Origin of the sequence: Pseudomonas sp. MWU12-2319, from assembly GCF_023242525.1 — a bacterium.
GTDB classification, from domain to species: Bacteria; Pseudomonadota; Gammaproteobacteria; order Pseudomonadales; family Pseudomonadaceae; genus Aquipseudomonas; species Aquipseudomonas gingeri_D.
On record NZ_JALJES010000015.1, the window covers coordinates 132,862 to 158,732 of the forward strand.

23 protein-coding genes, 1 tRNA gene and 1 pseudogene are annotated in these 25,871 nt (G+C 59.8%); 9 read left to right on the forward strand and 16 right to left on the reverse strand.

Features of this window, described 5'->3' with window-relative positions:
- Positions 1 to 91: 91 nt before the first annotated feature.
- Positions 92 to 553, reverse strand: coding sequence for an Lrp/AsnC family transcriptional regulator (locus M5C01_RS23400; protein WP_100938519.1), 462 nt, complete (start codon positions 551 to 553; stop codon positions 92 to 94).
- Positions 554 to 778: 225 nt separating this feature from the next.
- On the opposite strand from M5C01_RS23400, the gene M5C01_RS23405 reads away from it, so the two are divergent.
- On the forward strand, positions 779 to 1,192 hold the full coding sequence (locus tag M5C01_RS23405; RefSeq protein ID WP_152741061.1) for a type II toxin-antitoxin system RelE/ParE family toxin: 414 nt from the start codon (positions 779 to 781) through the stop codon (positions 1,190 to 1,192).
- A complete protein-coding gene (locus tag M5C01_RS23410; protein ID WP_152741060.1) occupies positions 1,185 to 1,490 on the forward strand; it encodes an XRE family transcriptional regulator in 306 nt (101 codons plus the stop codon). The genes M5C01_RS23405 and M5C01_RS23410 overlap by 8 nt, the downstream gene beginning before the upstream one ends.
- A gap of 1 nt (position 1,491) precedes the next feature.
- Here M5C01_RS23410 and M5C01_RS23415 read toward each other — a convergent pair whose 3' ends face one another.
- Positions 1,492 to 2,634, reverse strand: a complete 1,143-nt coding sequence (locus M5C01_RS23415; RefSeq protein WP_152741059.1) for a Fic family protein — start codon at positions 2,632 to 2,634, stop codon at positions 1,492 to 1,494.
- Positions 2,635 to 2,831: 197 nt separating this feature from the next.
- On the opposite strand from M5C01_RS23415, the gene M5C01_RS23420 reads away from it, so the two are divergent.
- From M5C01_RS23420 to M5C01_RS23435, 4 genes and pseudogenes are all read left to right on the forward strand, one after another.
- Positions 2,832 to 3,083: a helix-turn-helix domain-containing protein gene (locus M5C01_RS23420; RefSeq protein WP_152741058.1), complete on the forward strand. Its 252-nt coding sequence runs from the start codon at positions 2,832 to 2,834 to the stop codon at positions 3,081 to 3,083.
- A gap of 384 nt (positions 3,084 to 3,467) precedes the next feature.
- Positions 3,468 to 3,830, forward strand: a complete 363-nt coding sequence (locus tag M5C01_RS23425) for a hypothetical protein (RefSeq protein WP_248764402.1) — start codon at positions 3,468 to 3,470, stop codon at positions 3,828 to 3,830.
- Between the two features lie 121 nt (positions 3,831 to 3,951).
- Complete coding sequence (locus tag M5C01_RS23430) at positions 3,952 to 4,191, forward strand: type II toxin-antitoxin system RelB/DinJ family antitoxin (RefSeq protein ID WP_152741057.1); 240 nt, start codon at positions 3,952 to 3,954, stop codon at positions 4,189 to 4,191.
- A pseudogene (locus M5C01_RS23435) lies at positions 4,184 to 4,316 on the forward strand (type II toxin-antitoxin system mRNA interferase toxin, RelE/StbE family); the annotation flags it as partial. The gene M5C01_RS23430 and the pseudogene M5C01_RS23435, both read left to right, overlap by 8 nt.
- A gap of 17 nt (positions 4,317 to 4,333) precedes the next feature.
- On the opposite strand, the gene M5C01_RS23440 reads toward M5C01_RS23435, so the two are convergent.
- From M5C01_RS23440 to rpsU, 6 genes are all read right to left on the reverse strand, one after another.
- The gene (locus M5C01_RS23440) at positions 4,334 to 6,274 is read right to left on the reverse strand and encodes a methyl-accepting chemotaxis protein (RefSeq protein WP_152741056.1); all 1,941 of its coding nucleotides are present in this window, start codon (positions 6,272 to 6,274) and stop codon (positions 4,334 to 4,336) included.
- Positions 6,275 to 6,597: 323 nt separating this feature from the next.
- Positions 6,598 to 6,674: transfer RNA gene (locus M5C01_RS23445), tRNA-Ile, on the reverse strand.
- 15 nt (positions 6,675 to 6,689) lie between these two features.
- Positions 6,690 to 10,430 carry an EAL domain-containing protein gene (locus M5C01_RS23450; RefSeq protein WP_152741055.1) on the reverse strand — a complete coding sequence of 1,247 codons (3,741 nt, stop codon included), beginning with the start codon at positions 10,428 to 10,430 and terminating at the stop codon, positions 6,690 to 6,692.
- Between the two features lie 119 nt (positions 10,431 to 10,549).
- Entirely contained in the window at positions 10,550 to 12,397 is a 1,848-nt protein-coding gene (rpoD, locus tag M5C01_RS23455) for an RNA polymerase sigma factor RpoD (protein ID WP_152741054.1), read from the reverse strand.
- A 67-nt stretch (positions 12,398 to 12,464) separates the two neighbouring features.
- Positions 12,465 to 14,429 carry a DNA primase gene (dnaG, locus tag M5C01_RS23460; RefSeq protein ID WP_152741053.1) on the reverse strand — a complete coding sequence of 655 codons (1,965 nt, stop codon included), beginning with the start codon at positions 14,427 to 14,429 and terminating at the stop codon, positions 12,465 to 12,467.
- Between the two features lie 241 nt (positions 14,430 to 14,670).
- On the reverse strand, positions 14,671 to 14,886 hold the full coding sequence (gene rpsU, locus M5C01_RS23465; RefSeq protein WP_002551877.1) for a 30S ribosomal protein S21: 216 nt from the start codon (positions 14,884 to 14,886) through the stop codon (positions 14,671 to 14,673).
- A gap of 198 nt (positions 14,887 to 15,084) precedes the next feature.
- Between rpsU and tsaD the strand changes: the two genes are divergently transcribed.
- The gene (gene tsaD / locus M5C01_RS23470) at positions 15,085 to 16,110 is read left to right on the forward strand and encodes a tRNA (adenosine(37)-N6)-threonylcarbamoyltransferase complex transferase subunit TsaD (protein WP_103495704.1); all 1,026 of its coding nucleotides are present in this window, start codon (positions 15,085 to 15,087) and stop codon (positions 16,108 to 16,110) included.
- A gap of 46 nt (positions 16,111 to 16,156) precedes the next feature.
- Here tsaD and plsY read toward each other — a convergent pair whose 3' ends face one another.
- Positions 16,157 to 16,726, reverse strand: a complete 570-nt coding sequence (gene plsY, locus M5C01_RS23475; RefSeq protein ID WP_152741052.1) for a glycerol-3-phosphate 1-O-acyltransferase PlsY — start codon at positions 16,724 to 16,726, stop codon at positions 16,157 to 16,159.
- A gap of 74 nt (positions 16,727 to 16,800) precedes the next feature.
- Between plsY and folB the strand changes: the two genes are divergently transcribed.
- Entirely contained in the window at positions 16,801 to 17,154 is a 354-nt protein-coding gene (gene folB / locus M5C01_RS23480) for a dihydroneopterin aldolase (protein ID WP_100938508.1), read from the forward strand.
- Positions 17,145 to 17,669 (forward strand): 2-amino-4-hydroxy-6-hydroxymethyldihydropteridine diphosphokinase, encoded by a 525-nt coding sequence (gene folK / locus M5C01_RS23485; protein ID WP_152741051.1) that lies wholly within the window; start codon positions 17,145 to 17,147, stop codon positions 17,667 to 17,669. Before folB ends, folK begins: the two co-directional genes overlap by 10 nt.
- Here folK and M5C01_RS23490 read toward each other — a convergent pair.
- The 7 genes from M5C01_RS23490 to apaG form a co-directional block, all read right to left on the reverse strand.
- Entirely contained in the window at positions 17,666 to 18,895 is a 1,230-nt protein-coding gene (locus M5C01_RS23490) for a multifunctional CCA addition/repair protein (RefSeq protein ID WP_152741050.1), read from the reverse strand. The genes folK and M5C01_RS23490 overlap by 4 nt on opposite strands.
- 63 nt (positions 18,896 to 18,958) lie before the next feature.
- Positions 18,959 to 20,530, reverse strand: coding sequence for a SpoVR family protein (locus M5C01_RS23495; protein WP_152741049.1), 1,572 nt, complete (start codon positions 20,528 to 20,530; stop codon positions 18,959 to 18,961).
- Positions 20,527 to 21,798, reverse strand: a complete 1,272-nt coding sequence (locus tag M5C01_RS23500) for a YeaH/YhbH family protein (RefSeq protein ID WP_103495709.1) — start codon at positions 21,796 to 21,798, stop codon at positions 20,527 to 20,529. Before M5C01_RS23500 ends, M5C01_RS23495 begins: the two co-directional genes overlap by 4 nt.
- 140 nt (positions 21,799 to 21,938) lie before the next feature.
- On the reverse strand, positions 21,939 to 23,861 hold the full coding sequence (locus tag M5C01_RS23505; protein WP_017128689.1) for a PrkA family serine protein kinase: 1,923 nt from the start codon (positions 23,859 to 23,861) through the stop codon (positions 21,939 to 21,941).
- A gap of 301 nt (positions 23,862 to 24,162) precedes the next feature.
- Entirely contained in the window at positions 24,163 to 24,492 is a 330-nt protein-coding gene (gene glpE / locus M5C01_RS23510; protein WP_103495710.1) for a thiosulfate sulfurtransferase GlpE, read from the reverse strand.
- Between the two features lie 35 nt (positions 24,493 to 24,527).
- Positions 24,528 to 25,403, reverse strand: coding sequence for a symmetrical bis(5'-nucleosyl)-tetraphosphatase (locus M5C01_RS23515; RefSeq protein WP_152741048.1), 876 nt, complete (start codon positions 25,401 to 25,403; stop codon positions 24,528 to 24,530).
- Complete coding sequence (gene apaG, locus M5C01_RS23520) at positions 25,403 to 25,783, reverse strand: Co2+/Mg2+ efflux protein ApaG (RefSeq protein ID WP_103495712.1); 381 nt, start codon at positions 25,781 to 25,783, stop codon at positions 25,403 to 25,405. The genes M5C01_RS23515 and apaG overlap by 1 nt, the downstream gene beginning before the upstream one ends.
- Positions 25,784 to 25,871: the final 88 nt, after the last annotated feature.

A 25,871-nucleotide genomic window follows, 5' to 3' on the forward strand; every position in this document is an offset into this window, starting at 1 on the left:
AGGACCTTGAGGGCGCTAAAAGCTTCGCGGGCAATCGAGCGTCGACTGGCCGCTCCTACAGATACTGCATTCAGCCAGCAAATTTGCGGGGTTAAACCGGCTGCCCCCGATCCACCTTGCTACTGAGAATGATCGAGGTAGTGGTTTTCTCCACCCCTTCAACGCTGCCGATCTGGTCGAGCAACTGGTCCAGCTGTTCCGGCGAATCGCTGCGCAGCCAGGCCACATAGTCAAACTCGCCGCTTACAGCACAGAGCTGCTGGATCTGCGCCATGGCACTGAGCCGCCGCACCACATCCTTGCCCGAGCGCGGCTGGACCGTGATCCCGACATAGGCCTGCAAACCACCATCGACCACCCGCTGACCCAGTCGCACGCCATAACCGGTAATGACCTTGGCCTTTTCCAGACGTGCCAGCCGCGAGGTGACCGTGGTGCGCGCGATCCCCAACTGCCGAGCCAGCATCGCCACGCTTTCACGGGCATTGATCTGTAGCGCGGAAATCAACTGACGGTCGATTTCATCGAGGGCGGGAGGGCGGGTGTCGGACAAGGTCGGGCTCCGGTGAAGGGGGTTGAAGACCTCACATGTTACAGATTCGGATGCATGGGCGGGATTCGAAGCGCTCGTGCGAGTGGTGCTCAGGTTGGAGCGCCCTATGAATAGGGCGGACTGATCGCTCGCACGACGAGGAGCTGGGAGAGGACGTCAAGATGGGGCCCGGCTCTGGCCTTATTGTTTCTCATTGTTTGCCTCTATTGCCTCGGGTCAAAAACCATGAAAAATTCCTTGGGGGTTATATTCCTTGGATGGCATACTTTGAGCGCGAACTGGGAAATTGAATACACCAATGAATTTGAGTGTTGGTGGGATCGCTTGACTGAATCCGAGCAAGATTCTGTCGAGGTGACGGTCATGTTGCTGGGCGACCTCGGTCCACACCTGGGTTTCCCTCACAGCAGCCACATCAAAGGCTCACGTTATGGGCATTTGCGCGAGTTGCGAATACAGCATGGGGGAAGGCCTTATCGCGTGTTGTACGTATTCGACCCGCGTCGTTGTGCCATTTTGCTATTGGGGGGCGACAAGACGGGTCAGGACCGCTGGTACGAAGAAAACATCCCCAAGGCCGAACGCCTGTACGACGAGCATCTGGATACCTTGAGAAAAGAGGGTTTTGACAATGGCTAAGAAATTCGCCGATTTGGTGGCACGGCGCTCGCCTGAATCGCGCGTGCGTGTCGATGCCATGTACCAACAACTGCGTGCTGAAATGCCGTTACATGAGCTTCGTCAGGCGCAACAGCTAAGTCAGGATGCCTTGGCCAAGGCATTGCACATCAATCAAGCCGCCGTTTCCAAGATGGAGCGGCGCACGGACATGTACATCAGCACGTTGCGCAATTACATCCGTGCCATGGGTGGTGAATTGGAGATCATCGCAACCTTTCCCGAGGGACAGGTCAAGATCGATAACTTCGCCGGTTGAATCAGGTGGGAGCGCCGCGCAAGCTGGGAATCTGATAGCGGGTACTGCGTCCGCCCCCGGGAAGTCGGTAGAGGCAACCTTTCTCCAGAAGATCCGCCAGATGGCGGGTCGCGGTCGCCTTACTGACTTTGGTGACTGCCTGGTATTGCGCGGCATTGATACCACCCTCGAAACCTCTCTCACCGCCATCGAGCAGCCTGTTGATAACTTTGAGTTGCTCTGGCGAGAGTTGAAGATGGCGATGTTGTTGCCAATACCGTGCCTTGACCAGTACCCGATTGATGTTGGCCTGGGCCTGCTCCAGGCTGCGCAGCAGGGTTTTCAGGAACCATTGCAGCCAAGGGGTGATATCCAGCGAGTCCTTTTGGCTGGACTCGAGTATTTCGTAATAGCCCTTCCGGTCTTCGAGAATGCTCGCGGACATCGCATAGAACCGAATCGCCTGTTGTTCGCCCTGGGCCAGTGCCAGATCAGTGAGGGTACGGGTCAGGCGACCATTGCCATCATCGAATGGATGCAAGGTCACGAACCAGAAATGCGCGACTCCGGCACGCAATAGTGGGTCGAGTGCCGTATCTGCCTGACTGGCGTTGAACCAGTGGATAAACGCCATCAGCTCTTCGTCGAGCCCGGCCCGCGGTGGTGCCTCGAAATGCACGACAGGTCGATCCAGACGTCCGGAGACCACCTGTATCGGCTCGTTGCCGCGCAGCATACCGATACGGATTTTCGGCGCCAGAGGGCTTTCATCGGCCTGGAACAGCAGCGAGTGCCAATACAGCAGGCGCTCAAGGCTCAACGGCGATTGGTGGTGTTGCGTTGCGTCCAGCAGCAGTTCCGCCAGGCCCTCGCTACGTGGGCTGGCGGATTGGTCGGCGCTCAGTCCGAGGCGTCTTGCCAGTGAGGACCTGACAGAGCCGACATTCAACGGCTCTCCTTCGATGGCCGATGATGTGATGATGTTTTGCAGCAAGGCATCCAGTTCGTTCTGCGCATTGCTGTCCTCGCCGATGGCAGCGGCCATGCCGAGCAAGCGTCCCTGGGCGTGTCCGCATTCCAGCAGCAGCGGCGTCAGGGCCTTTTCCTGCCAGGTGAAATGAGGCCAGTCGGGCTGTTGCCAGATCCAGTGAGGCAGATCGTTCATAGAGGACTCCGCATGAGCGTGAGCCGAATAAAAGGCTTATTCGGCTCATTTTGTGAGCCGATTGTGCGATTTATTCGGCTCATCGTCTAGCTGGGAGACGCTTGCAGGCTGCACTTGGGTTGAGCTGCATAACTGCTTTGATTTTTCAGAGGTTCGGTATACGTTACATTTAATATAGTTTGTCGCGTATACAGAACATGGATTATGCCCTTATCACAACGCGTCTTGGCGAGCAGGTCCGGCAGCGTCGTCTGAGTCGCGGGTTGACTCAAGCCCGACTCGCTACCTTGGCTGGCATCACCCGACAGAAGGTCATCGCCATCGAGAAGGGTGATCTGTCAGTGGGTATGGTCGCCTATGCGCGAGCCCTGGGTGCTTTGGACTGTGAGTTCGCCGTGGTGCCGGCGGTAATGCCCACGCTGGATGAAATCGAGGGAGTGTTCGACTGATCCTTGAAGAGCATACATTTGCACACGTTTTTCAAGTTGCTCCAACCAAGTACTGAAACTACATTTTGACCATCGCTGCAAAATCAGCGATGCGGACTGGACACCCGTGGTTTATTTAGGATTAATCGCACAATGCCGTGAGAGCGGTATCGTTGTGCCTGCGTTATGGCGGGCTGTGCGTGGGACACTTTGTGTGTGCCGGGTCCTAATCCCCCGGTTTGTCCACCCGCGTACAGTTCGCCACCTTTTCACTGGACAAGAGAAAATTGGCGAACTCCTCCAAGTAATTCGGAAGGAGTTTTACTCGTGGTCAAGAAAATTACCCCCGATCCGCCCGCGGAGTCCAAAGATTCCAAACCAGATGACGGAAGTGCTCTCCATGGCATTGTCGATGGCTCCAACGGTTCAGTAAAATCGGCTTCGCTTCATACAGCCCGTTTGCTTGATACCCTCGCTTTGACCGTATCCAAAACCATCGATCATACGGACCCTCTCAAACCCTCGATTTTTGCCATCCAACCAGGCGTCAATGCTCAGGAGGCGCTGATCTACGTCTCGAAATTGCTCGAAGCCGCCGAACTGAACGGTGACGAAATCAGTTTGCACACGAATCCAGTAGAGCGGTCTCTGTTCTGGGGCATGCTCCACTCGGTAGAAATGGCGCGTGCTGTGGTGGATGCTCTGCTTGAGGGATCGTCTTCAGCTCATCGCGCATCACCCACATTAGATGACCAACCATTTGATTGAAGTGACGCATGCTGCGATTGGGTTTCTGATCCGCAGGCTGAACGGACATCTTACGGGTTTGTAAAAAAGGGCCCTTTTACCTCACTGCAATGGCAAGTGTCATTACAGTGAGGAGCATCCCATGGCATTCATCAACGTCCGCATTGACGACGACCTCAAAGCACGTGCTTACCATGAGCTGGAAAAACTTGGTGTCACGCCTTCCGAGCTGATGCGTCAAGCCTTGCAGTACGTGGCCGAGCGCGGCCAACTGCCGTTCAAGCCGATTCTGATGACTGAGGAAGATGAAGCTTTGCTCGCCACGGTGCGCGAGCGATTGGCAGCTCCCCAGCAAGTGAAGGTTTCACTGGAGGAGCTATAGCCCTGAATTCGATGCGCGGGCGTTAAAGGAGTGGCACAACCAGCGGGAATACCGTGCGCCAGCAACTCAAGAAGACGCTGGCTACGGTCGTGCTCAATCCGCACATTGACGCCAATCGTCTGAATGTGTTTTTCACGTGTTCTCAAATGCGGAATTGGCTGACCATTTCCTGCAACTCGTGGCCCAATCTTGCCAGTTCGACGCTGGACGCAGCTGTTTCCTCGCTGGCACTCGCGGTTTGCTCGGAGATGTCGCGCACGTTGAGCAAGCTGCGATGGATCTCTTCGGCCACGGCGCTCTGCTCCTCGGCAGAGGAGGAAATCTGCTGGTTCATCGATTGGATCGTCGACACCGTGCGGGTGATGCTTTCCAGCGATGTCACGGCGCGACGGGTCAATTCGACGCTGTTGTCCGTCAGGACACGACTGCTTTCCATGACCGCCGAGACTTTCTGGGTACCGCTTTGCAGGCCGGCGATCAGCCCTTCGATTTCTTCGGTGGATTTTTGCGTGCGCTGGGCCAGGCTTCGGACTTCGTCGGCTACGACCGCAAAGCCGCGTCCGGCCTCACCGGCTCGCGCGGCTTCAATGGCCGCATTGAGTGCCAGCAGGTTGGTTTGTTCAGCCACTGCTTTGATCACGTCGAGCACGCCGCCGATTTTTTCGCTTTCCAACTCCAGAAGGTTCATCGCTTCGGTGGAGTTGCCGACTTCGATGGCCAGTAATTCGATTTGATCGATCGCTTCACCGACCACTTTTTCACCGGCGCGCGCTTCTGTATCCGCGGCGGCGGCGGCGTTTGAAGCTTCTTCGGTATTGCGTGCCACTTCTTGTACGGTGGCGGCCATTTCGTTCATGGCGGTCGCGACCTGATCCGTCTCGACTCTTTGGCTGTTCACATTCGCGCTGGTCTGCTCGGTAACAGCGGACAACTCTTCCGCCGCGCTGGCAATCTGGGTGACGCCCAGGCTGATGCCTTCGATCAGCTTGCGCAGGCTCACCGTCATGTATTGCATGCTGCGCTGCAATTGGCCCAGCTCGTCACGTCGCGCGGTCTTGATGTCGTGGCTGAGATCCCCGCCCGCGATACGCTCCGCGACTTTCAGGGTTTCCAGCAGCGGATGGACGATCTGCCCGGTGATAAACCAGGCCGCGAGGATGCCCAGCGCCAATGCCAGCAGTGTGCTGATCGTCAGCAATTGACGGGCACTTCCTGCCTCGCTATCCCGTGTCTGGCTCTGGTTGTCTATGAGCTTCTGGCTAAGGTCTTCAAGGCTGACACCTAACGCCGCCATCTGATCGAGCGTTTCCAGGCTGGTGTGTACTTGCGCGGCATAGTTCTGCACATCCTGGCGGTACTGTTGCAGCACGTGTTCCGCCTGCGTCAGGATGCCTTGTTGTTGAGGGGCGGCGGCGCGAACCTTGAGCAGTTCGCTCGTGATCTGGTCGATACTGGCCAGGGCGCCTTGCTCTTTGCTCGGATCATTGCTGTAGATGAAACCGTACACCACGATGCGCGCCTGCTGGATATGGACGGCGAGCAAGCTAGTGGCTTGAAACTGGCTTAGACGCAGATGTTCGTCTTGCCCTTCAACCGCTGGGGCGTTAACGAGATCCTGGGTGGCTTCATTGAGCGCGTCGGTGATTTGCGTTGCGCTCTGTACCAACTTCGCGAGCGAGGCTTCACGCTCTTTGAAGGTTTGCTCAAGCGTGTTGAAGTGGGTCCGATAGTCCTCGACGATGCGGCCTTGCTCCTCGATAAGTTGCAGGTCTGCCGGAATACTCAGTGCGCCACTCAGGGACCGCTGATGCTCCTGGATACGGTCCAGTACGAGTGACACGGCTGCGCTGTTCTGTTCGTTGCGATCAGCCAGGTAGCGTAGGCGTTTGGCGCGCAAATCGTTGGTCAGGGAACTCAAGGTGCCGATGGCACTGATCTTGTTGCTGCGTTCGATCATGTTGGCGGTGCTGTGCCAGCCGGTCAGTGCGATCAGCAAGGTCATCAATAGCAGCAGGCCAAAGCCCAAGGCAAGCTTGGCATTGACACTGATATTACTCAGCGCCTGACTCAAACGTCTGAACATGGTCTTTCCTTAAAGTGCTGCGAACATGCTGCCACAGGCCGTGTTTGGTTGAAGCGGGGCAATATAAGCCATACCCGGGGGAACTGCAGGGTGTATGGGGAGCGACTTTAGTCGGCTAGGCAGATCGCGGTTTTGCTCGCACCGCCGGTTCCGTTTGCATTTTGCATCTGGGGTCCTGCGTGTCACCGCCAATGTAAAACTGACCCCCTAGGGGGCTGTTTTGGGCCGGCGTGCCGTATTCTTTCAGGGGGGGGGCAGTTTCCGAGCTGGAAAATTCGCTTTGCCAAAAATGCAAAAGCCCCGCATTGCGGGGCTTTCAAAGGTGGTGGGCCCACACGGACTTGAACCGTGGACCAAAGGATTATGAGTCCTCTGCTCTAACCAACTGAGCTATAGGCCCTCAGTAGGCCGCGAATTATAGCGATGGTTTCTCGCGGGGGCTATCCGAAAACTCCGAAAGCCTCATATGAAGGAAGGTCGCGGCGAATTCTTCGGCCTGTAGCGGCAGGCTGACGATATAACCCTGGATCTGTTCGCACCCTTCGACGGCCAGGAAATCCTGCTGTGCCTGGTTCTCCACACCCTCGGCAATCACCGTGAACTGCATGCTGCGGCCCAAGGCGATGATGGCGCGCACAATAGCGGCATCATGGGGATCGTCCGGTAAACCACGTACAAACGACTGGTCAATTTTCAACACATCCAGCGGCAGGCGCTTGAGGTAGCTCAGTGACGAATAGCCGGTGCCGAAGTCATCAATGGCCAATTGCACCCCCAGGTGCTTGAGTTGATGCAGGACCTCCAGGGCCTCCTCGGCCTGGCTCATGATGAAGTTCTCGGTGATCTCCAACTGCAGGCAGCCGGGCTCTAGCCGGTAATCCCTGAGCAACTGTTCGATCCGCGCCAGCAGGTTCGGTTGGCGCAACTGCGCGCCGGCGAGGTTGACCGAGAGCGGGCCGAAGTCTCCGTGGGTCCTGTTCCAACGCTGCATCTGCCGGCAGGCGCGCTCCAGCACCCAGTCGCCAATCTGCAGGATCATGCCGTTTTCTTCGGCCAGCGGAATGAAATGCTCCGGTGGTACCTCGCCCAGGGTCGGATGCTGCCAGCGAATCAAGGCCTCGGCCCCCACCAGTTGACCGCCGTGGAGACTGATCTTGGGTTGGTAGAGCAGTTGCAGTTCCTGGCGCTCGATGGCCCGGCGCAGTTCGTGCTCCAGGGCCACGCGTTCACTGGCCTGGGCCGTGAGGTCGCGGGTATAGCTTTCGACCCGGTTACGGCCCTTGGCCTTGGAGCGGTACATCGCCGCATCGGCGTTCTTGATCAGGCTGGCGACGTCATTGCCGTCCTTGGGATAGAGGCTGGTACCGATGCTGGCACTGATAAAAAACTCGTGTTCACCCGCCTGGAACGGCGCGCCGAAGCAACCCAGCAGCTTGTTGGCTAGGTGCGTGGCGTCGCTGGCCTGGTGCAGGCCCGGCAGCAGGATGATGAACTCGTCGCCGCCCAGTCGGGCCACGGTGTCGACGTCGCGCAGTTGCTCCTTGAGCCTGACGGCGATGCCCTTGAGCAACAGGTCGCCAACCGGATGGCCGAGGCTGTCGTTGATATGTTTGAAACGGTCGAGGTCGAGAAACAGCACCGCCCCCTGGCCGCCGTTTTCGGCCTGGCTGTTCAGGGCGGCCAACAGGCGGCTTTCGAACAGGGTGCGGTTGGGCAGGCCGGTCAGCGGGTCGTGGTGGGCCTGGTAGTCCAGGCGCGCTTGGGCATGTTTCAGGCTGGAGATGTCGGCGAACACGGCGACGAAGTGGGTGATGACGTTCTCGCGGTTACGCACGGCACTGATGGTCAGCCAGCTAGGATAGAGCTCGCCGTTCTTGCGCCGGTTGCAGATCTCGCCCTGCCAATGACCTTCGGCGGTCAACTGGTGCCACATGGCCGCATAGAAGGCGCTGTCATGTTGGCCGGAGGCAAGCAGGCGCGGGGTGTGGCCCAGGGCCTCGGTTTCGCTGTAGCCGGTGATTTCACTGAAGGCCCGATTGACCGCACTGATGTGTTGCTGGATATCGGTGATCAGTACGCCTTCGGCAGTGCTTTCGAAGACGGTGGCGGCCTGTTGCAGCTTTTCCTGCATGACGTGGCGTTCGGTGATGTCCCGGGCGATGGTCAGCATGCAATCCTCTCCGCCGATCGGCAGCGGCCGGCTGGAGACTTCGCACAGGCGGATCTGCCCATCGTTGCGGCGGATATGGCAGCTGAAATCACGGACGAAACCATCGCGCCGCATCAGTTCGAGCATGTGTTTGCGTTCGTTCAGGTTGACCCAGATGCCCAGTTCCAGGGTCGATCGATCCAGCGAGGTGGCACTGTTGTAGCCGGTGAGGTGGCTGAAACCTTCATTGACTTCCAGCAGCAGGCCGTCGCTTTGCCGGCTCAACAGCAAACCGTCGGGGGAGGCGTGGAAGGCCTTGGCGAACTTTTCTTCGGAGGTTTGCAGTTGTTGTTGGGTTTGCTTGAGCTGGCTGATGTCCCTGACCACCACCACCAGGGCCGGCGTGGTGTCGAGTTCGAAGGGCTCGGCGGAGATCAGTCCGGTGAACATTTGGCCATTGCTGCGCCTGAAGGGCATCTCCAGGTTACGGATACTGCCGCCCCTTAACCGCTCCAGCAGTCCCGAGCCGACACCGTCGATGCCCCAGATGTTGAGCTCGGTAGCGGTATGCCCGATCACCTCCCGGGCGCTCATGCCGATCTGTTCCTCGAAGGCGGTGTTGACTTCCAGCAGGTGACCGTCGGACAGGCGGGCGATCACCAGGATGTCCGGGCATTGCTGGAAGACCGAGGCGAATTTCTGTTCGGACAGGCGCAACGCCTCTTCGGTCCGTTTGGTTTCGCTGATGTCGATCATCAGGCCACGGATAAGCGGCTCACTGTCGTGTTCGATCAGGCTGACCAGGTCGCGGACCCAGAGCGTGCGACCGTCGGCGCTGATCACCCGGTAGTCGAGCGTGTGGTCGCGGCCCTCGATGATCTCCTTGTCGCAGAAGGCCTGGGCACGGGTCAGGTCGGCAGGGTGGGTGATGCTGCGCCAGAAGCCGGGAATCAGCCAATGGGCCAGCGGATAACCGAGCAAGGCTTCGGCGTGGGGCGAGACGTAGGTGTAGGTGAAGTCCATGCGCGCTTCCCAGGCGATGGCCGACAGGCTCTCCACCAGGCCGCGGTAATGGTATTCGCTGCTGCGTAGTTCCTGCTCGAGGGCCACGCGCTGGGATATTTCCGAGCTCAGGCGGCGGTTGATGCGAATGACCGCGGCCAGTATGGCGATCAGCAGCAGGACGCAGGGCAAGCCGTAAAGCAGTAGATCGGCCCAGATGGAGCGACTGGTCAGGACGTTGCCCACCCAGCGGTTCTGGATCGTCTCCTTTTCGGCGACGGTCATGTCGGCCATAACCTTGTCGAGAATCCCCACGAGGACTTTCTGTTCCTTGGGCACGGCCATCGCCAACTGGTAGCGATAGGGCGTTTCACCGCTGACGTAGAGCCCTTCGAGCTTGAGCTGGTTCAGGCTCCAGACACTGGAGGCGAGATCGCCGATGACCGCATCGACCTCATCGGTGGCCAGGGCCAGCAGGGCCGAGCTGATATTGGGCATGGGGACGAGGTTGAGGTCCGGATGATGGCTGCGCAATAGCTCGTGGGGTGCGTAGTTCTCCACCACGGCGATTTTCAGGCCATAGAGTTCTTTCATGTCATGGGGGTTGGCGCCGCCTTCATGGGCCAGGATGACAATCGGAAAATCCAGGTAAGGGCGGGTAAAGGACAGATAGGCTTGTCGTTCCGGGGTCGACATGATGCCGGGCAGCAGGTCGATCTGGCCGGCCTTCGCCTGTTCCAGCACCTCGGTCCAATTCACCGGCTCGATGGGGTTGAGCGTGATGTTCAGGCGGTTTTCGATCAGGTGAGCGTAATCGCTCGTCAGTCCCTGGTAAGCGCCATTTTCGCCCCTGAACTCAAAGGGCGGCCATGAGGCATCCACACCCAGGCGCAATTGCGGGTGGGCTTTCAGCCAGTCACGTTCATCATCGGTAAGATTCAACGCGCCAGCCGTAGCGGTCCAGGTAAGCAGCAAAAACAGAAGCAGGGCCGACAGTCTGGGCATAACGGTCTCGTTATGGCTCGGAGGAATGATTCGAGTGTAGACGGGCAGCGCACGGACGGCGGGCAGAGAGAAGGGAAACTGCAGAAAGCAAAACCCCCGGCGAGCCGGGGGTTTTGGTCTTACTCGTCGAGGAAGGAGCGCAAATGCTCGCTTCGCGTCGGGTGGCGCAGCTTGCGCAACGCCTTGGCTTCGATCTGGCGAATCCGCTCACGGGTAACGTCGAACTGCTTACCGACTTCCTCAAGGGTGTGGTCGGTATTCATGTCGATGCCGAAACGCATGCGCAGAACCTTGGCTTCACGGGCAGTGAGGCCGGAGAGTACTTCGCGTGTCGCTTCTTTAAGGCTCTCAACGGTAGCGACATCGATTGGCGACTGCATGGTCGAGTCTTCGATGAAGTCACCCAGATGGGAGTCTTCGTCATCACCGATCGGGGTTTCCATGGAGATCGGCTCTTTAGCGATCTTCAATACCTTGCGGATCTTGTCCTCAGGCATTTCCATGCGTTCGCCCAGCTCTTCCGGGGTCGGTTCGCGACCCATTTCCTGCAACATCTGCCGGGAAATGCGGTTGAGCTTGTTGATCGTCTCGATCATGTGCACCGGAATACGGATGGTGCGGGCCTGGTCGGCGATCGAGCGAGTGATCGCCTGACGGATCCACCAGGTGGCATAAGTCGAGAATTTGTAGCCGCGACGGTATTCGAATTTGTCCACGGCCTTCATCAGGCCGATGTTGCCTTCCTGGATCAGGTCGAGGAACTGCAAACCGCGGTTGGTGTACTTCTTGGCGATGGAGATCACCAGACGCAAGTTCGCTTCAACCATCTCTTTCTTCGCGCGGCGGGCCTTGGCCTCGCCGATCGACATGCGACGGTTGATGTCCTTGATCTCGGCAATCGTCAGGCCGGTTTCGGTCTCGAGCGCGGTCAGCTTCTGCTGGCAGCGAACGATATCGGCCTGTACGCGACCAATGGCTTCGGCGTATTTGCTCTTGCCCTTGGCCAGTGCATCGGTCCAGCTTTCGTCGACTTCGTTGCCCGGGAACTGGCGCAGGAAGTCGGCACGCGGCATGCGGGCATCACGCACGCACAGCTGCATGATGGCGCGTTCCTGCTGACGCAGGCGATCCAGGGCACCACGAACACGCTCGACCAGGCCTTCGAATTGCTTCGGTACCAGTTTGATCGGCATGAACAGCTCGGCCAGGGCGAACAGTTCGGCAATCGCCGCCTTGTTGTTGCGACCGTGCTTTTTCAGGGCCTTGCGGGTGATCTCCATTTGCTCGGCCACGGCGCCGAAGCGCTGTGCGGCAATGATCGGATCGGGACCGCTTTCGGCTTCTTCTTCGTCGTCGCTGGCTTCGGCTTCTTCGTCGTCCGTGTCGTCGTCGGCTTTAACGGCCTTGGCGTCGACAGGCGGCGGTACTTCGGCGGCCGGCGGCGCAATGCCGTCGTCCGGGTCGATGTAGCCGCTCAGGACGTCGGACAGCCGACCGCCTTCGCTGGTAACACGATCGTATTCGCTGAGGATGTGATCAACCGTGCCAGGGAAGTGCGCGATTGCGCCCATCACTTCACGGATGCCTTCCTCGATACGTTTGGCGATTTCGATTTCGCCTTCACGTGTGAGCAGCTCTACCGTACCCATTTCGCGCATGTACATGCGCACCGGGTCAGTAGTGCGACCGATGTCGGTTTCCACGGCCGCCAACGCAGCCGCTGCTTCTTCGGCAGCGGCTTCGTCGGTATCGGCTTCGGCCAACAAAAGGGCATCCGCATCCGGAGCACTCTCGAATACGTTGATCCCCATGTCGTTGATCATGCGGATGATGTCTTCCACCTGTTCCGGATCTGAAATATCCTCCGGCAGGTGGTCGTTGACCTCGGCGTAAGTCAGGTAACCCTGCTCACGACCACGGCTGATCAACTCTTTGAGGCGAGACTGCTGTTGCGCTTTTCCGGACATAACACCCTATCCACTGAAGGTCTTGGCGGGCAAAAAACAAGCCGAGGATTATACCCGAGCTATGACCTCACGCGCCAGTTGAGGTCGGGTTTGATGCAGGAAGATTGCGTTTTAGCAGCTCAAGCAGCTGAATTTTGTCTTCAGCGCTCAAATCGCCTTGTCGCGACTTCCTGATGAGTTGTTCCAGCTTTCGCTCGGTTTGACGGGCTGACAAGCTGGTTATGGTGTCGAAAAACTGTTGTTCAAGGTTCTCTCCTTCAATCAGCCACTCCTTTTCCGCCAGACGGGTGAGTAATCGACCCTGGTCAGTGCCGTGCCAACGCGATATCAGTTGAAATGAGCTTAGCCCAGGATTCTTTTGCACGGCTTCGAGCAAGGCCACGAGCAGCTGTGCATGGGTGTTTTCTTCGTCCGCGAGGTGACCGGCGGTCTCGACCTTGCCGGCCAGTTGCGGGTGATGGACCAGGGTGCGCAGGGCGGTGAGCGTCGGCGGCTCGACGGCGGCCGGGATGCGCGGGCCGCGGGGCTCGTCGCGGTCGCCGCCGCGCTTGCCGTTCTTGTCCCAGGGCTTCTTGTCCCACTTCTTGCCGCCCGCACCGGGCTTTTTCGGCGTCCACTCCTGCTGGGGCGCGTAAGCCTCCTGCTGGGGAACATGATAGTCCGAATAGTCGGGCATGGCGTCATAGTCGATACCGGGGTCATAAGCCGGCGGCGCGTCGGCCGGTGCGCTGTGCACCAGTTGGCTGACGGTTTCGTGGGTCAGGCCGGTGATCTGGGTGAGGCGCTGGCGCATCAGGGTGCGCAGGTTGGCGCCCGGCACCTTGTCGATCAACGGCGCGGCGAGGGTGGCCATGTGCGCCTTGCCCTCCAGCGAGCGTGGATCGGCTTCTTCGGTCAGTTGCTGGAAGAAGTAATCCGCCAGGGGCTGCGCGTGCTGGTTGATCCGGGCGCGGAAGGCGTCGGTGCCTTCGGCGCGAATCAGGGTGTCCGGGTCTTCGCCTTCGGGCAGGAACAGGAAGCGCGCGCGGCGGCCATCCTGCAGGCTGCTCAGGGTCGCTTCCAGTGCGCGCCAGGCGGCGTTGCGGCCGGCCTGGTCGCCGTCGAAGCAGAACAATACGTTGGGCACCACGCGGAACAGGCGCTTGAGGTGTTCTTCGCTGGTGGCGGTGCCCAGGGTCGCGACGGCATTGCGCAGGCCTTGCTGGGCCAGGGCGATGACGTCCATGTAGCCTTCGACGACGATGATTTCGTCGAGGTTGCGGTTGTTCTTGCGCGCCTCGAACAGGCCGTAGAGTTCCTGGCCCTTGTGAAACACCGGGGTTTCCGGGGAGTTCAGGTATTTCGGCTTGTCGTCGCCCAGCACCCGGCCGCCGAAGGCGATGATCCGGCCGCGGCTGTCGCGGATGGGGAACATCACGCGGTCGCGGAAACGGTCATAACGCTTGCCGGTTTCGGCGTTCTCGATCAGCAGGCCGGCGTCGATCATGGCTTTCTGCTGCAGGGTGTCGCTGGACAGGTGCTTGAACAGGTTGTCCCAGCCCGGCGGGGCAAAGCCCAGGCCGAAATCCCGGGCGATTTCACCGGTCAGGCCGCGGCCCTTGAGGTAGTCCACCGCCGCCTTGCGCGCCGGATGGCTTTTCAGGGCCTGGCGATAGAAGTCGGCGGCCGCGGTCAGGAGCGGGTAGAGCGGCGAATCGGTCGGCTGGCGCGGTTTGCGCGCATGTCCGCTTTCCTCGCGGGGTACTTCCATGCCGGCGGCTTTGGCCAGGTCCTCGATCGCCTGGGGGAAATCCAGGTTGTCGTGGTCCATGAGGAAGCCGAGGGCGTTGCCGCCAGCGCCGCAGCCAAAGCAGTAGTAGAACTGCTTGTCCGGGCTGACGCTGAAGGATGGTGTCTTTTCCTTGTGGAACGGGCAGCAGGCGGTGTAGTTCTTGCCGGCTTTTTTCAGTTGCACACGGGAACTCACCACGTCGACGATGTCGGTGCGGTTGAGAAGGTCGTCAATAAAGCTTTGGGGAATTAGCCCGGCCATGGCGTTCTCATCATCGCAGAGTGCTCGATAGCTGGAACGGAAAGGGTGTGCTCGTCGGTAGCCTTGGAAGGCTCGTCAGAAAGACGCGCACCGCTGGCAAGTGCCAGGTCTGACGGGGTCAAGCAGGTTCGTCTGGGTCGCATCGGCGGCTTCGACGGTGAAGCATCAAGCGATATCCGCAAATGCCATTAGCCCGGCTGAGGGCCGGGCTTGGCAGAAGCTTGCAACGAACGTCTGTGTATTAGTACAGACGAACGGCGCGGCGCTGTTCGCGCTGAACTTTCTTGGCGTGACGCTTAACAGCAGCTGCTGCCTTGCGCTTACGCTCCGAAGTCGGCTTCTCGTAAAATTCGCGGCTACGAACTTCAGCCAGAACACCGGCTTTTTCGCAGGAGCGCTTGAAACGACGCAGAGCTACGTCGAAGGGTTCGTTCTCTTTAACTTTGACGGCTGGCATCCAGAGCTACCTTCATTCATTACCGGGGTCGACGTCCTCAGGCAAAAGCGCACTGGAGATCGTCGGTTTTTAAGGGTTGCGGATGTTAACCCCTCATGACGCGGAATGCAAAGCCTCTGATCGAAAACCGCTGGTAGGGGCCTGGAGTGACGACTATTATGCGCGCCTTCGAATCTAGCCTCTACAAGGCGCAAACCCATGCTAGTACTGGGATTAGAAACCTCCTGCGACGAAACCGGCGTCGCGCTGTATGACAGTGAACGCGGGCTTCTCGCCGATGCGTTGTTCAGTCAGATCGACTTGCATCGCGCCTATGGTGGCGTGGTGCCGGAGCTGGCCTCGCGCGATCACGTCAAGCGCATGCTGCCGTTGATCCGCCAGGTTCTGGCCGAGGCCGACTGCGCGCCGACCGAGATCGACGCAATTGCCTACACGGCCGGTCCGGGCCTGGTCGGGGCCTTGCTGGTCGGGGCTTCGTGCGCCCAGGCCCTGGCTTTTGCCTGGGATATACCGGCCCTGGGTGTGCATCACATGGAAGGCCATTTACTGGCGCCGATGCTGGAGGAGCGACCGCCGGAGTTTCCGTTCGTCGCTTTGTTGGTCTCCGGCGGGCACACGCAGCTGGTTCGGGTCGATGGCATCGGCCAATACGCGTTGCTGGGGGAAAGCCTGGATGACGCGGCCGGGGAAGCTTTCGACAAGACCGCGAAGATGATGGGGCTCAATTATCCGGGCGGTCCGGAAATCGCCCGCCTGGCCGAGCAGGGTGTGGCGGGGCGCTTCGTCTTCCCGCGGCCGATGTGCGATCGCCCGGGGCTGGATTTCAGTTTCAGTGGTTTGAAAACCTTCGCCCTGAATACCTGGCAGCAGTGCGCGAGCACTGGAGACGACGGCGAGCAAACCCGTTGCGACATCTCGCTGGCCTTCCAGCAGGCGGTGGTGGAGACTTTGACCATCAAATGCAAGCGTGCGTTGAAGCAGGCGGGCATGAAGCGCCTGGTGATCGCCGGGGGCGTCAGCGCCAACAAGGCCCTGCGTGTTTCGTTGGAAAAGATGCTCGGTGAGATGAAGGGCGACGTGTTCTATGCCCGTCCCGAGTTCTGCACCGATAATGGCGCGATGATTGCGTTTGCCGGGTGCCAGCGCTTGCAGGCCGGACAGAAGGAAAGCCTGGCGATCAGCGTGCAGGCACGCTGGCCGATGGAGCAGTTGTCGGCGATTTGAGTGGGATCGGTGCAAGGTGGCGCGTGAGTCACCTTCACGATCAGGATCAGAAATGTCGTTCGCGCCCTGCGAAAAGGTCGCGTAAATTGCCGCGATGGCGCCAGACGATCAGCCCGGTCACCACGCTCATCGGCAGCAATGCGGCCGGTTCCTGCCAGGCCAGCAGCGGCAGGGTCAGTGGCGTGGCGATCAGGGCGGCCAGCGAGCTGGTGCGGGTGAGGTAGACGGTCAGCAGCCAGGTCAGCAGGGCCAGCAGGGCAGCGGGGGGATACAGCCCCAGCAGCATGCCGGCGGCCGTGGCGACGCCTTTGCCGCCGCGAAAGCGGAAGTACAACGGAAACAGGTGGCCGAGGACGGCGCAGAGCCCGACCCAGGCTTGCTGTTGGAGCGACAGCCCGGCGTAGCCGGCGATCAGCACCGGCAGCAGGCCTTTGCAGAGGTCGCCGAGCAAGGTCAGGATGGCCAGCTTCTTGCCGGCCAGGCGCAGCATGTTGGTCGCGCCGGCATTGCCCGAGCCACTCATTCGCGGATCGGGATTTCCCGTGAGGCGGCTGAGCAAAATGGCGAAGGACAGAGAGCCGAGCAGGTAGGCGAGGATCGCCAGTAACCAAAACATGCTAACTATTCCGGGCGGGGACGCCCTGATTCTAACGGCGCATTGCGCCCTTGTCGTGCTGCGGAGAGAAGTGCTTGGACAGAGTGTTTATCGAGGGCCTGGAAGTCGACACCGTGATCGGTGCCTATGACTGGGAGCGCGGCATCCGTCAGTGCCTGCGCCTTGATCTCAGTTTTGCCTGGGACAACCGCCCGGCGGCGGCCGGCGACGATCTGAGCCTGGCTCTCGATTATGCGAGTGTTTCTGCGCGCATCCAGCTGTTTGCCGAGCAGTCGCAGTTCCAACTGGTGGAAACCTTCGCCGAACGTCTGGCCCAGGTGCTGATGAGCGAGTTCCAGATTCCCTGGTTGCACCTCAAACTGACCAAGCCGGGGGCCGTTGCGGCGGCCAGGGGCGTGGGCGTGGAGATTGAGCGCGGATGTCGCTAACTCAGGTTTATCTCGGGCTCGGCAGTAATATCGAGCGCGAAACCCACTTGTGTGCCGGGTTGGACGCACTGGCCGCGTTTCTGGTGGATATCCGCTGTTCGGCGGTGTTCGAAAGCCAGCCGGTGGGCATCAAGAGCGGGCCGTTCTTCAATCTGGTGGTGTCGGCGTTTACCGACCTGCCGTTGCTGGAGCTGGACCGCCGGTTGAAGTTCATCGAGGCCGACAATGGCCGTTATGCGCCGGACCGCAAGGGCCTGCCGCTGGATATCGATGTGCTGTTGTATGGTGAGCAGGTCGGGAATTTCGACGGGCTGATCCTGCCGCGGGCGGAAATTCTCAAGAATGCCTTTGTGTTGTGGCCGTTGGCGCTGATTGCGCCGGACCGTTTGCATCCAGAGGCGGGGAAGTCTTTCGCAATGTTGTGGGAAGAGACGCAGATCGATCAGGTGCTGGCCCCGGTGGCGTTTGAATGGCGTGGGGGGCAACTGACGCCCCCTGATCTTTTGCGCATCTAGCCTGCGGCCTGCTCCTTGTAGGCCTTGAGGGCTTTCAGGCGCTCGCGCTTGAGGGCTTCACCCAACTCCGGCCCCTTGAAGCCTTGCTCCAGCAGCGGTTGAACCGCGACTGCCTTGGCGACCGTCGCAGCCCCGCGTAAATAGTCCGCCTGTGGATAAGTCCGCTCCTCCAGCCCCAGGCGCCCCCGCGCATCCATCTCGCACGCGGCGATAAATTCCTCGAAACGCTGCGGGCGTCGATAGATATCGAAACTCTGCAACAACTCCAGCAAGGTCGAGGCCTTGAGCTCCAGGGCACGATGGCCATGGGTGTGGTATTCGCCCACCAGCAAGGCCAGTTCCTGGCAGTCGCGTGGCGCCTTGTAGCGCTCGTTCACCGCCTTGATCAGCTTCAGGCCCTTGAACTCGTGGGCAATATGCTTGGGCCACTCGCTTTCGGGTGTCAGCCCCTTGCCGAGGTCGTGCAGCAGGCAGGCCCAGCGCACGGTCAGTGGTTGCTGATGGCGTGCGGCTTGCTCCAGGACGCTCAGGGTGTGTACGCCGCTGTCGATTTCCGGGTGATGGGCCTCGGGTTGCGGCACCCCGAACAGCGCGTCGACTTCCGGAAACAGCACGGTGAGCGCGCCGCAGTCGCGCAACACCTGGATAAACACCTGGGGCTGGTCTTCCATCAGGGCCCGGGAGATTTCTTTCCAGCTGCGCTCTGGTGTCAGGGCCTGCAGTTCGCCCGATTCGGCCAGTTGGCGCATCAGGGCCAGGGTCTCGGGGGCCACCTTGAAACCCATGGCGGCATAGCGCGCGGCAAAGCGGGCAACGCGCAGAACCCGGAGGGGATCTTCGGCAAATGCGGGGGAAACATGACGTAGAAGGCGGGCGGCGAGATCCGCCTGGCCGTGATAGGGGTCGGTCAGCTTGCCGTGCTCGTCTTCAGCCATGGCGTTGATGGTCAGGTCCCGGCGGATCAGGTCCTCTTCCAGGGTGACATCGGGGCTGGCGTGGAACGTGAACCCGCCATAACCGCGTCCGCTTTTGCGTTCGGTTCGGGCCAGGGCGTATTCCTCGCCACTGGATGGATGAAGAAAAACTGGAAAGTCCGCACCGACCGGGCGAAACCCCTTGGCAAGCATCTCTTCGGCGCTGGCACCTACCACCACCCAGTCGATATCGGTAACCGGCTGACCCAGCAGGCGATCGCGAACCGCGCCGCCGACTTTATAAATCTGCATGAAAAACCTCCGTTGGCACGACAGGATAACCCGTGAATCGCGTCAACGGAGGTGAGGAGCTGCTCAGAGATGAATCACGGCCAGGTCCAGTCGACCGTACTCCCCTTCGCCGTGATCGCCCTTGGGTGGGACGTGATGGGTTTTCATGACCTGGTCGCCTTGCAGGGTCTCCAGGTGGATATCGAAGCCCCAGAGGCGGTGCAGGTGCTTGAGCACTTCCTCGGTGGAGTCGCCCAGGGGTTTGCGGTCGTGTTGCTGGTGACGCAGGGTCAGTGAGCGGTCGCCGCGGCGGTCGATGCTCCAGATCTGCACGTTGGGTTCGCGGTTGCCCAGGTTGTACTGGGCGGCCAGGGTTTCACGGATGATCCGGTAGCCGCCTTCGTCATGGATGGCCGGCACCAGCAGGTCGTCGCGCTGGTCGTCATCGAGGATGCTGAACAGCTTGAGGTCGCGAATCACTTTGGGTGACAGGTACTGCAGGATAAAGCTCTCGTCCTTGAAACTGCTCATGGCGAACTTGATGCTCGAGAGCCAGTCGCTGCCGGCCAGGTCCGGGAACCAGCGACGGTCTTCTTCCGTGGGGGATTCACACATCCGCCGAATGTCGCGGTACATGGCAAAGCCCAGGGCATAGGGGTTGATGCCGCTGTAGTAGGGGCTGTCGAAGCCCGGTTGGAAGACCACGCTGGTGTGGGAGGTGAGGAACTCCATCATGAAGCCGTCGGTGACCAGGCCTTCGTCGTAGAGGTCGTTCATCAGGGTGTAGTGCCAGAACGTCGCCCAGCCTTCGTTCATCACCTGGGTCTGGCGTTGCGGGTAGAAATATTGGGCGATCTTGCGCACTATTCGGACGATTTCCCGCTGCCAGGGTTCCAGCAGCGGTGCGTGTTTTTCGATGAAATAGAGGATGTTTTCCTGGGGTTCGGCGGGGAAGCGTGCATTGTCCTTGTCGCTGAACTTGTCCGCGCCCTTGGGAATGGTGCGCCACAGGTCGTTGATCTGCTTTTGCAGGTGCTCTTCGCGGTCCTTCTGCCGGCGCCGCTCCTCTTCGGCGGAAATCGGGTAGGGGCGTTTGTAGCGGTCGACGCCGTAGTTCATCAGGGCGTGGCAGGAGTCGAGCAGGTCTTCGACCGCGTCGATGCCATGGCGCTCCTCACATTGCATGATGTACTGCTTGGCGAAGACCAGGTAATCGATGATCGAGCTGGCGTCGGTCCAGGTGCGGAACAGGTAGTTGCCCTTGAAGAAGCTGTTGTGGCCATAGCAGGCATGGGCCACCACCAGTGCCTGCATGCAGATGGTGTTTTCTTCCATCAGGTAGGCAATGCACGGGTCCGAGTTGATCACGATCTCGTAGGCCAGGCCCATCTGGCCGCGGCTGTAGGACTTTTCCGTACTTAGAAAGTGTTTGCCGTAGGACCAATGGTGATAACCCAGGGGCATGCCGACGGAGGCATAGGCGTCCATCATCTGTTCGGCGGTAATGACTTCGATCTGGTTGGGGTAGGTATCCAGGGCATAACGATTGGCGATACGACTGATTTCGCGGTCGTAGGCCTGGATCAGCTCAAAGGTCCACTCCGAACCGGTGGAGAGGGGTTGGCGTTTCTGTTGTTTCGGCTCTCTGGCGGTCATGTCACTAACCTGCGCTGGAAGAGTTCACGGAAGACCGGGTAGATATCGCCGGCCGACACCAGCTGCTGCTGGGCAAACGTATCGCCGAACGCCTCGCTGATGCGTTCGTATTCGTACCACAGGGCCTGATGTTCGCGGGGGGTGATCTCTACGTAAGTGTAGTACTGCACGAACGGCATGATCTGGTTGATCAGGATGTCGCGGCAGATGGGCGAGTCATCGTTCCAGTTGTCGCCGTCGGAAGCCTGGGCGGCGTAGATGTTCCATTCATTGGTCGGGTAGCGTTCGGCCATGATTTCCTGCATCAGCTTCAGTGCACTGGAAACAATGGTGCCGCCGGTTTCCCGCGAGTAGAAGAACTCCTCCTCGTCGACTTCCCGGGCGCTGGTGTGATGGCGGATGAACACCACTTCGATCTTGTCGTAGTTCCGCTTGAGAAACAGGTACAGCAGGATGAAGAAGCGTTTGGCGATGTCCTTGGTCGCCTGGGTCATGGAGCCGGACACGTCCATCAGGCAGAACATCACGGCCTTGGAACTGGGGTTGGGTTGCTTGACCAGCAGGTTGTACTTGAGGTCGAAGGTGTCGAGGAACGGAATGCGATGGATACGCGCACTGAGTTTCTCGATTTCCGCCTCGATCTCCTGGATATCGCCGAAGTTGTCCGGCTCTTCGCGTCTCAGACGCTCCAGCTCGGCCTTGGCTTCCTTGAGTTTGGCCCGGCTGCTGCCGGACAGGGCGATCCGCCGCGCGTGGGCCGAGCGCAGGGTGCGGATGATGTTGATGCGCGAGGGGTTGCCCTCGTTGCTGATCCCGGCGCGAACGGTCTTGAAGGTGTCGGTGCCGGTGAGGTTGCGTTTGACCAGGTTCGGCAGCTCCAAGTCCTCGAACATGAACTCGAGAAACTCTTCCTGGGTGATCTGGAAGGAGAATTCGTCCATCCCTTCGCCCGAGTTGCCGGCCTTGCCCGGACCACGGCCGCCACCGCCGCCGGGTGGCCGGGGGATATGCTCGCCGCTGGTGAATTCCTTGTTGCCGGGATGCACCACGGTCTGCTTGCCGCCACGGCCATGGTGCAGCACGGGTTCATCGATATCGCGGCCGGGGATGCTGATTTGCTCGCCATGCTCCATATCGGTAATGGAGCGCCGGCTCACGGCTTCCTCGACAGCCTTTTTGATATGGTCACGGTAACGCCGCAGGAAGCGCTGACGGTTCACCGTGCTCTTGTTCTTGCCATTGAGACGTCGGTCGATCACATAGCTCATGAGGAGCCCTCCGGACAGCTTCAAGTTACAAGCTTCAAGCGCCAAGCTGGAAGCTTAAAGACAAGCGGTCAGCTCCTGCACCGCAGGCACGTCGATAAACGTGCCTGCGGCTTGTCGCGAGCCGCTTGCAGCTGCCGTTACTACTGCGATTTTCTGACCCGCAGGTACCACTCGGAGAGCAGTCGTACCTGTTTGTCGGTGTAGCCACGTTCGACCATGCGGGTGACGAAGTCGTTGTGCTTCTGTTGATCCTCTTTGCTGGCTTTGGCGTTGAAACTGATGACCGGCAGCAGATCCTCGGTGTTGGAGAACATTTTCTTCTCGATCACCACCCGCAGCTTCTCGTAGCTGAGCCAGGTCGGATTCTTGCCATTGTTGTTGGCCCGGGCACGCAGGACGAAGTTGACGATCTCGTTGCGGAAATCCTTCGGATTGCTGATACCGGCCGGTTTTTCGATTTTCTCCAGCTCTTCGTTCAGGGCCACGCGGTTGAGGATTTCGCCGGTTTCCGGGTCGCGGTATTCCTGATCCTGAATCCAGAAGTCCGCGTACAGCACGTAGCGGTCGAAGATGTTCTGGCCGTACTCGCTGTAGGACTCCAGGTACGCGGTCTGGATTTCCTTGCCGATGAACTCGATATAGCGTGGTGCCAGGTATTCCTTGAGGAAGCGCAGGTAGCGCTCACGGGTTTCGGCCTGGAACTGTTCCTGTTCGATCTGCTGCTCCAGCACATACAGCAAATGCACCGGGTTGGCGGCGATCTCGTGGGGATCGAAGTTGAAGACTTTCGAGAGGATCTTGAAGGCGAAACGGGTCGACAGGCCATTCATGCCTTCGTCGACACCGGCGCTGTCGCGGTACTCCTGGATCGACTTGGCTTTCGGGTCGGTGTCCTTGAGGTTTTCGCCGTCGTAGACGCGCATTTTCGAGTAGATATTCGAGTTTTCCGGCTCCTTGAGGCGCGAGAGCACGGTGAACTGGGCGAGCATCTTCAGGGTGTCGGGTGCGCAGTGGGCCTTGGCCAGGGAGCTGTTGAACAGAAGTTTGTCGTAGATCTTCACTTCGTCGCTGACCCGTAGGCAGTACGGGACCTTGACGATGTAGATCCGGTCGATGAAGGCTTCGTTGTTCTTGTTGTTACGGAAGGTGTGCCACTCCGATTCGTTGGAGTGGGCCAGCAGGATCCCGGTGAACGGAATGGCCCCCAGGCCTTCGGTGCTGTTGTAGTTGCCTTCCTGGGTCGCGGTGAGCAATGGATGGAGCACCTTGATCGGTGCCTTGAACATTTCCACGAACTCCATCAGGCCCTGGTTGGCCCGGCACAGGGCACCCGAGTAGCTGTAGGCGTCGGCGTCGTTCTGTGGAAACTCTTCCAGTTTGCGGATATCGACCTTGCCCACGAGGGCTGAGATGTCCTGGTTGTTTTCGTCGCCCGGTTCGGTCTTGGCCACGCCGATCTGGTTGAGGATCGAGGGGTAGAGCTTGACCACCCGGAACTGGCTGATGTCGCCGCCGAATTCGGCCAGGCGCTTGGTCGCCCAGGGCGACATGATGGTGTTCAGGTAGCGCCGTGGAATCCCGAAGTCTTCCTCGAGGATCGCGCCGTCTTCAGTGGCGTTGAACAACCCCAGGGGCGATTCGAAAACCGGCGAGCCCTTGATGGCGTAGAAGGGGACCTTCTCGATCAGCTGTTTCAGCTTTTCGGCCAGGGACGATTTACCGCCGCCGACGGGGCCGAGCAGGTAAAGGATCTGTTTCTTCTCTTCCAGGCCTTGGGCGGCGTGGCGGAAATACGAAACGATCTGGTCGATGCATTCTTCCATCCCGTGGAAGTCTTCAAAGGCCGGATAGCGCCGGATCACCTTGTTGGAGAAGATGCGCGACAACCGTGAGTTGGTGGACGTATCCAGCAGTTCGGGTTCGCCGATTGCCAGTAGCAGCCGTTCAGCTGCCGACGCGTAAGCACTGCGATCCTTTTTGCACAGCTCAAGGTACTCCTGCAGCGTGAGTTCTTCTTGCCGTGTGGATTCGAAGCGTTGTTGGAAATGGCTGAAAATGCTCATGACGTCACCTCGCTCGATACGTGGAGCCGGTGCCGGATCAGTCAGTCCAGTGCTGGCATGCAACCGCGAAAGCCGTTGCCGTTTACCCCCCAGAACACCTTCAAAGCGATGATCACTTTGAAAATTACTACCGATGACCCGTACGCCGGTGTACCGGCTCTCCCCTGATTTGGATGGCCTGCGCTTAAGGATAGTTCGGAATCGGCGGGGGCAAGTCAAGATGAGCAATTAGTTACGCCTGACCGTTCGTCAGGAAAGGCTCTAGCCCGCGAATCCCGCGGGCTCCAGCGGCAGAAAAAAATTATTCGGAAATATCTTGAGCAATTTCTGACGGATAGGTCGTGCGCCACAGCTCAAAGCCACCGTCCAGGCTGTAGACATCGCTGAAGCCCTGGCTGACCAGGTAGGCGGCCGCGCTCTGGCTCGAATTGCCGTGGTAGCAGCACACCACCGTGGGCGCGTCGAGGTCGGCGGCGCGAATGAAATCGGCGATGTTGTGGTTGTCCAGGTGCCGGGCGCCACTGATGTGGTTCAGGGCAAAGGTCTGTGGGTCGCGGACGTCGACGACCACGGCGCCCTGCTCGCGCAGGGCCTGGGCTTGTTCGGGCGGGATACGTTTGAATTCGGTCATGATGGGCTCCATCTGGGGCAGGTAGGTCGTACAGTCTAGCGATATAACCAGGCCCGGAAGCGCTCGGCCAGGGTCGGTGGCGGAGCAACGCCACCCTGGGCATCGCACTTGCAGGTCAGAAGCTCGCCGGTATCGACGTTCATCAGGGTCATGGCCCCGCCCCAGACACAACCGGTGTCGAGGGCGAAGATCCCGGGCTCGTCGCATCGGCCTTCAAGGGCGGCCCAGTGGCCGAAGATGATCTTCAGGCCCTGGGTCTTGCGCTCCCTGTAGCTGAACCAGGGGGCGTAGCCGCGGGGGGCGGTGTCGGCGCCTTCCTTGCCCTTGAGGTCGAGCTTGCCGTCGGCGGTGCAGAAGCGCATCCGCGTGAAATAGTTGGTGATCACCCGCAGGCGGGCCACGCCCTGCAGATCGCCGTCCCACTTGTTCGGCTCATTGCCGTACATGCCGTCGAGGAAAAGCGTCAGCAGGTTGTCGTCGCGCAAGGCGGTTTCCACTTCGGCGGCGTATTTTAGCGCTTTCTTCAGCGTCCACTGGGGGGGGATGCCGGCGTGGACCAGGGCGACGTTGCGCTCGGCGTCGTGGTGCAGCAGCTTCTGGCGGCGCAGCCAGTCCAGCAGATCGGCCCGATCCGGGGCGTCGAGGATCTCGCGTAGCGTGTCGCTTTTTTTCAGGCGCTCGATATTGTGCCCGGCGGCGAGCAGGTGCAGGTCATGATTGCCCAGCACGCAGACCAGCGATTCGCGCATACCGTAGAGAAAGCGCAGGGTCTCCAGGGATTGCGGGCCCCGGTTGACCAGGTCGCCCACCAGCCACAGCTTATCGCGGGTAGAGTCGAACTTGACGCGTTCGAGCAGGCACTTGAGCGGTTCCAGACAGCCTTGCAGGTCACCGACGGCATACACCGCCATCAGTGCAGGGCCCCGGGTACGGCAAGGCGGAAGGGGGCGATCACGGCGTTGAAGCGCTTACCGTCCTCGGCCACCATCTCGTAGGTGCCCTGCATGTTGCCGACTTTCGTCGTCATCACCGTGCCGCTGCTGTAGGTATGGCTCTGGCCGACCTCGATCAGCGGTTGCTGACCGACGACACCGGCACCGCGAACTTCTTCCACGTGACCGTCGCCATCGGTGATCACCCAGTGCCGCGACATCAACCTGGCGGGCAGTTCGCCGTTGTTCCGCACCGTGATGGTGTAGGCAAAGGCAAAGCGGTTCTGCTCGGGTTGCGATTGTTCTGCAAGGAAGCGGGTGACGACGCTGACGTCGACCTGGTAACGAGGATCGGACATGCAAGAGGCCTTGGAAGCTGAAGCGCAAGAGACGCTGGACGAAGCCCAGTCTAGGTCAAGTCCCGGGTAGTAGGCCAGACATGCGCGC

What these genes read in the sequence shown, in the direction of transcription:
- M5C01_RS23405 (WP_152741061.1), top strand. Translation starts at nt 779, where the DNA reads ATGAAAAATTCCTTGGGGGTTATATTCCTTGGATGGCATACTTTGAGC.
- M5C01_RS23410 (WP_152741060.1), top strand. Translation starts at nt 1,185, where the DNA reads ATGGCTAAGAAATTCGCCGATTTGGTGGCACGGCGCTCGCCTGAATCG.
- M5C01_RS23415 (WP_152741059.1), bottom strand. Translation starts at nt 2,634, where the DNA reads ATGAACGATCTGCCTCACTGGATCTGGCAACAGCCCGACTGGCCTCAT.
- M5C01_RS23420 (WP_152741058.1), top strand. Translation starts at nt 2,832, where the DNA reads ATGGATTATGCCCTTATCACAACGCGTCTTGGCGAGCAGGTCCGGCAG.
- M5C01_RS23430 (WP_152741057.1), top strand. Translation starts at nt 3,952, where the DNA reads ATGGCATTCATCAACGTCCGCATTGACGACGACCTCAAAGCACGTGCT.
- M5C01_RS23440 (WP_152741056.1), bottom strand. Translation starts at nt 6,274, where the DNA reads ATGTTCAGACGTTTGAGTCAGGCGCTGAGTAATATCAGTGTCAATGCC.
- M5C01_RS23450 (WP_152741055.1), bottom strand. Translation starts at nt 10,430, where the DNA reads ATGCCCAGACTGTCGGCCCTGCTTCTGTTTTTGCTGCTTACCTGGACC.
- rpoD (WP_152741054.1), bottom strand. Translation starts at nt 12,397, where the DNA reads ATGTCCGGAAAAGCGCAACAGCAGTCTCGCCTCAAAGAGTTGATCAGC.
- dnaG (WP_152741053.1), bottom strand. Translation starts at nt 14,429, where the DNA reads ATGGCCGGGCTAATTCCCCAAAGCTTTATTGACGACCTTCTCAACCGC.
- rpsU (WP_002551877.1), bottom strand. Translation starts at nt 14,886, where the DNA reads ATGCCAGCCGTCAAAGTTAAAGAGAACGAACCCTTCGACGTAGCTCTG.
- tsaD (WP_103495704.1), top strand. Translation starts at nt 15,085, where the DNA reads ATGCTAGTACTGGGATTAGAAACCTCCTGCGACGAAACCGGCGTCGCG.
- plsY (WP_152741052.1), bottom strand. Translation starts at nt 16,726, where the DNA reads ATGTTTTGGTTACTGGCGATCCTCGCCTACCTGCTCGGCTCTCTGTCC.
- folK (WP_152741051.1), top strand. Translation starts at nt 17,145, where the DNA reads ATGTCGCTAACTCAGGTTTATCTCGGGCTCGGCAGTAATATCGAGCGC.
- M5C01_RS23490 (WP_152741050.1), bottom strand. Translation starts at nt 18,895, where the DNA reads ATGCAGATTTATAAAGTCGGCGGCGCGGTTCGCGATCGCCTGCTGGGT.
- M5C01_RS23495 (WP_152741049.1), bottom strand. Translation starts at nt 20,530, where the DNA reads ATGACCGCCAGAGAGCCGAAACAACAGAAACGCCAACCCCTCTCCACC.
- M5C01_RS23500 (WP_103495709.1), bottom strand. Translation starts at nt 21,798, where the DNA reads ATGAGCTATGTGATCGACCGACGTCTCAATGGCAAGAACAAGAGCACG.
- M5C01_RS23505 (WP_017128689.1), bottom strand. Translation starts at nt 23,861, where the DNA reads ATGAGCATTTTCAGCCATTTCCAACAACGCTTCGAATCCACACGGCAA.
- glpE (WP_103495710.1), bottom strand. Translation starts at nt 24,492, where the DNA reads ATGACCGAATTCAAACGTATCCCGCCCGAACAAGCCCAGGCCCTGCGC.
- M5C01_RS23515 (WP_152741048.1), bottom strand. Translation starts at nt 25,403, where the DNA reads ATGGCGGTGTATGCCGTCGGTGACCTGCAAGGCTGTCTGGAACCGCTC.
- apaG (WP_103495712.1), bottom strand. Translation starts at nt 25,783, where the DNA reads ATGTCCGATCCTCGTTACCAGGTCGACGTCAGCGTCGTCACCCGCTTC.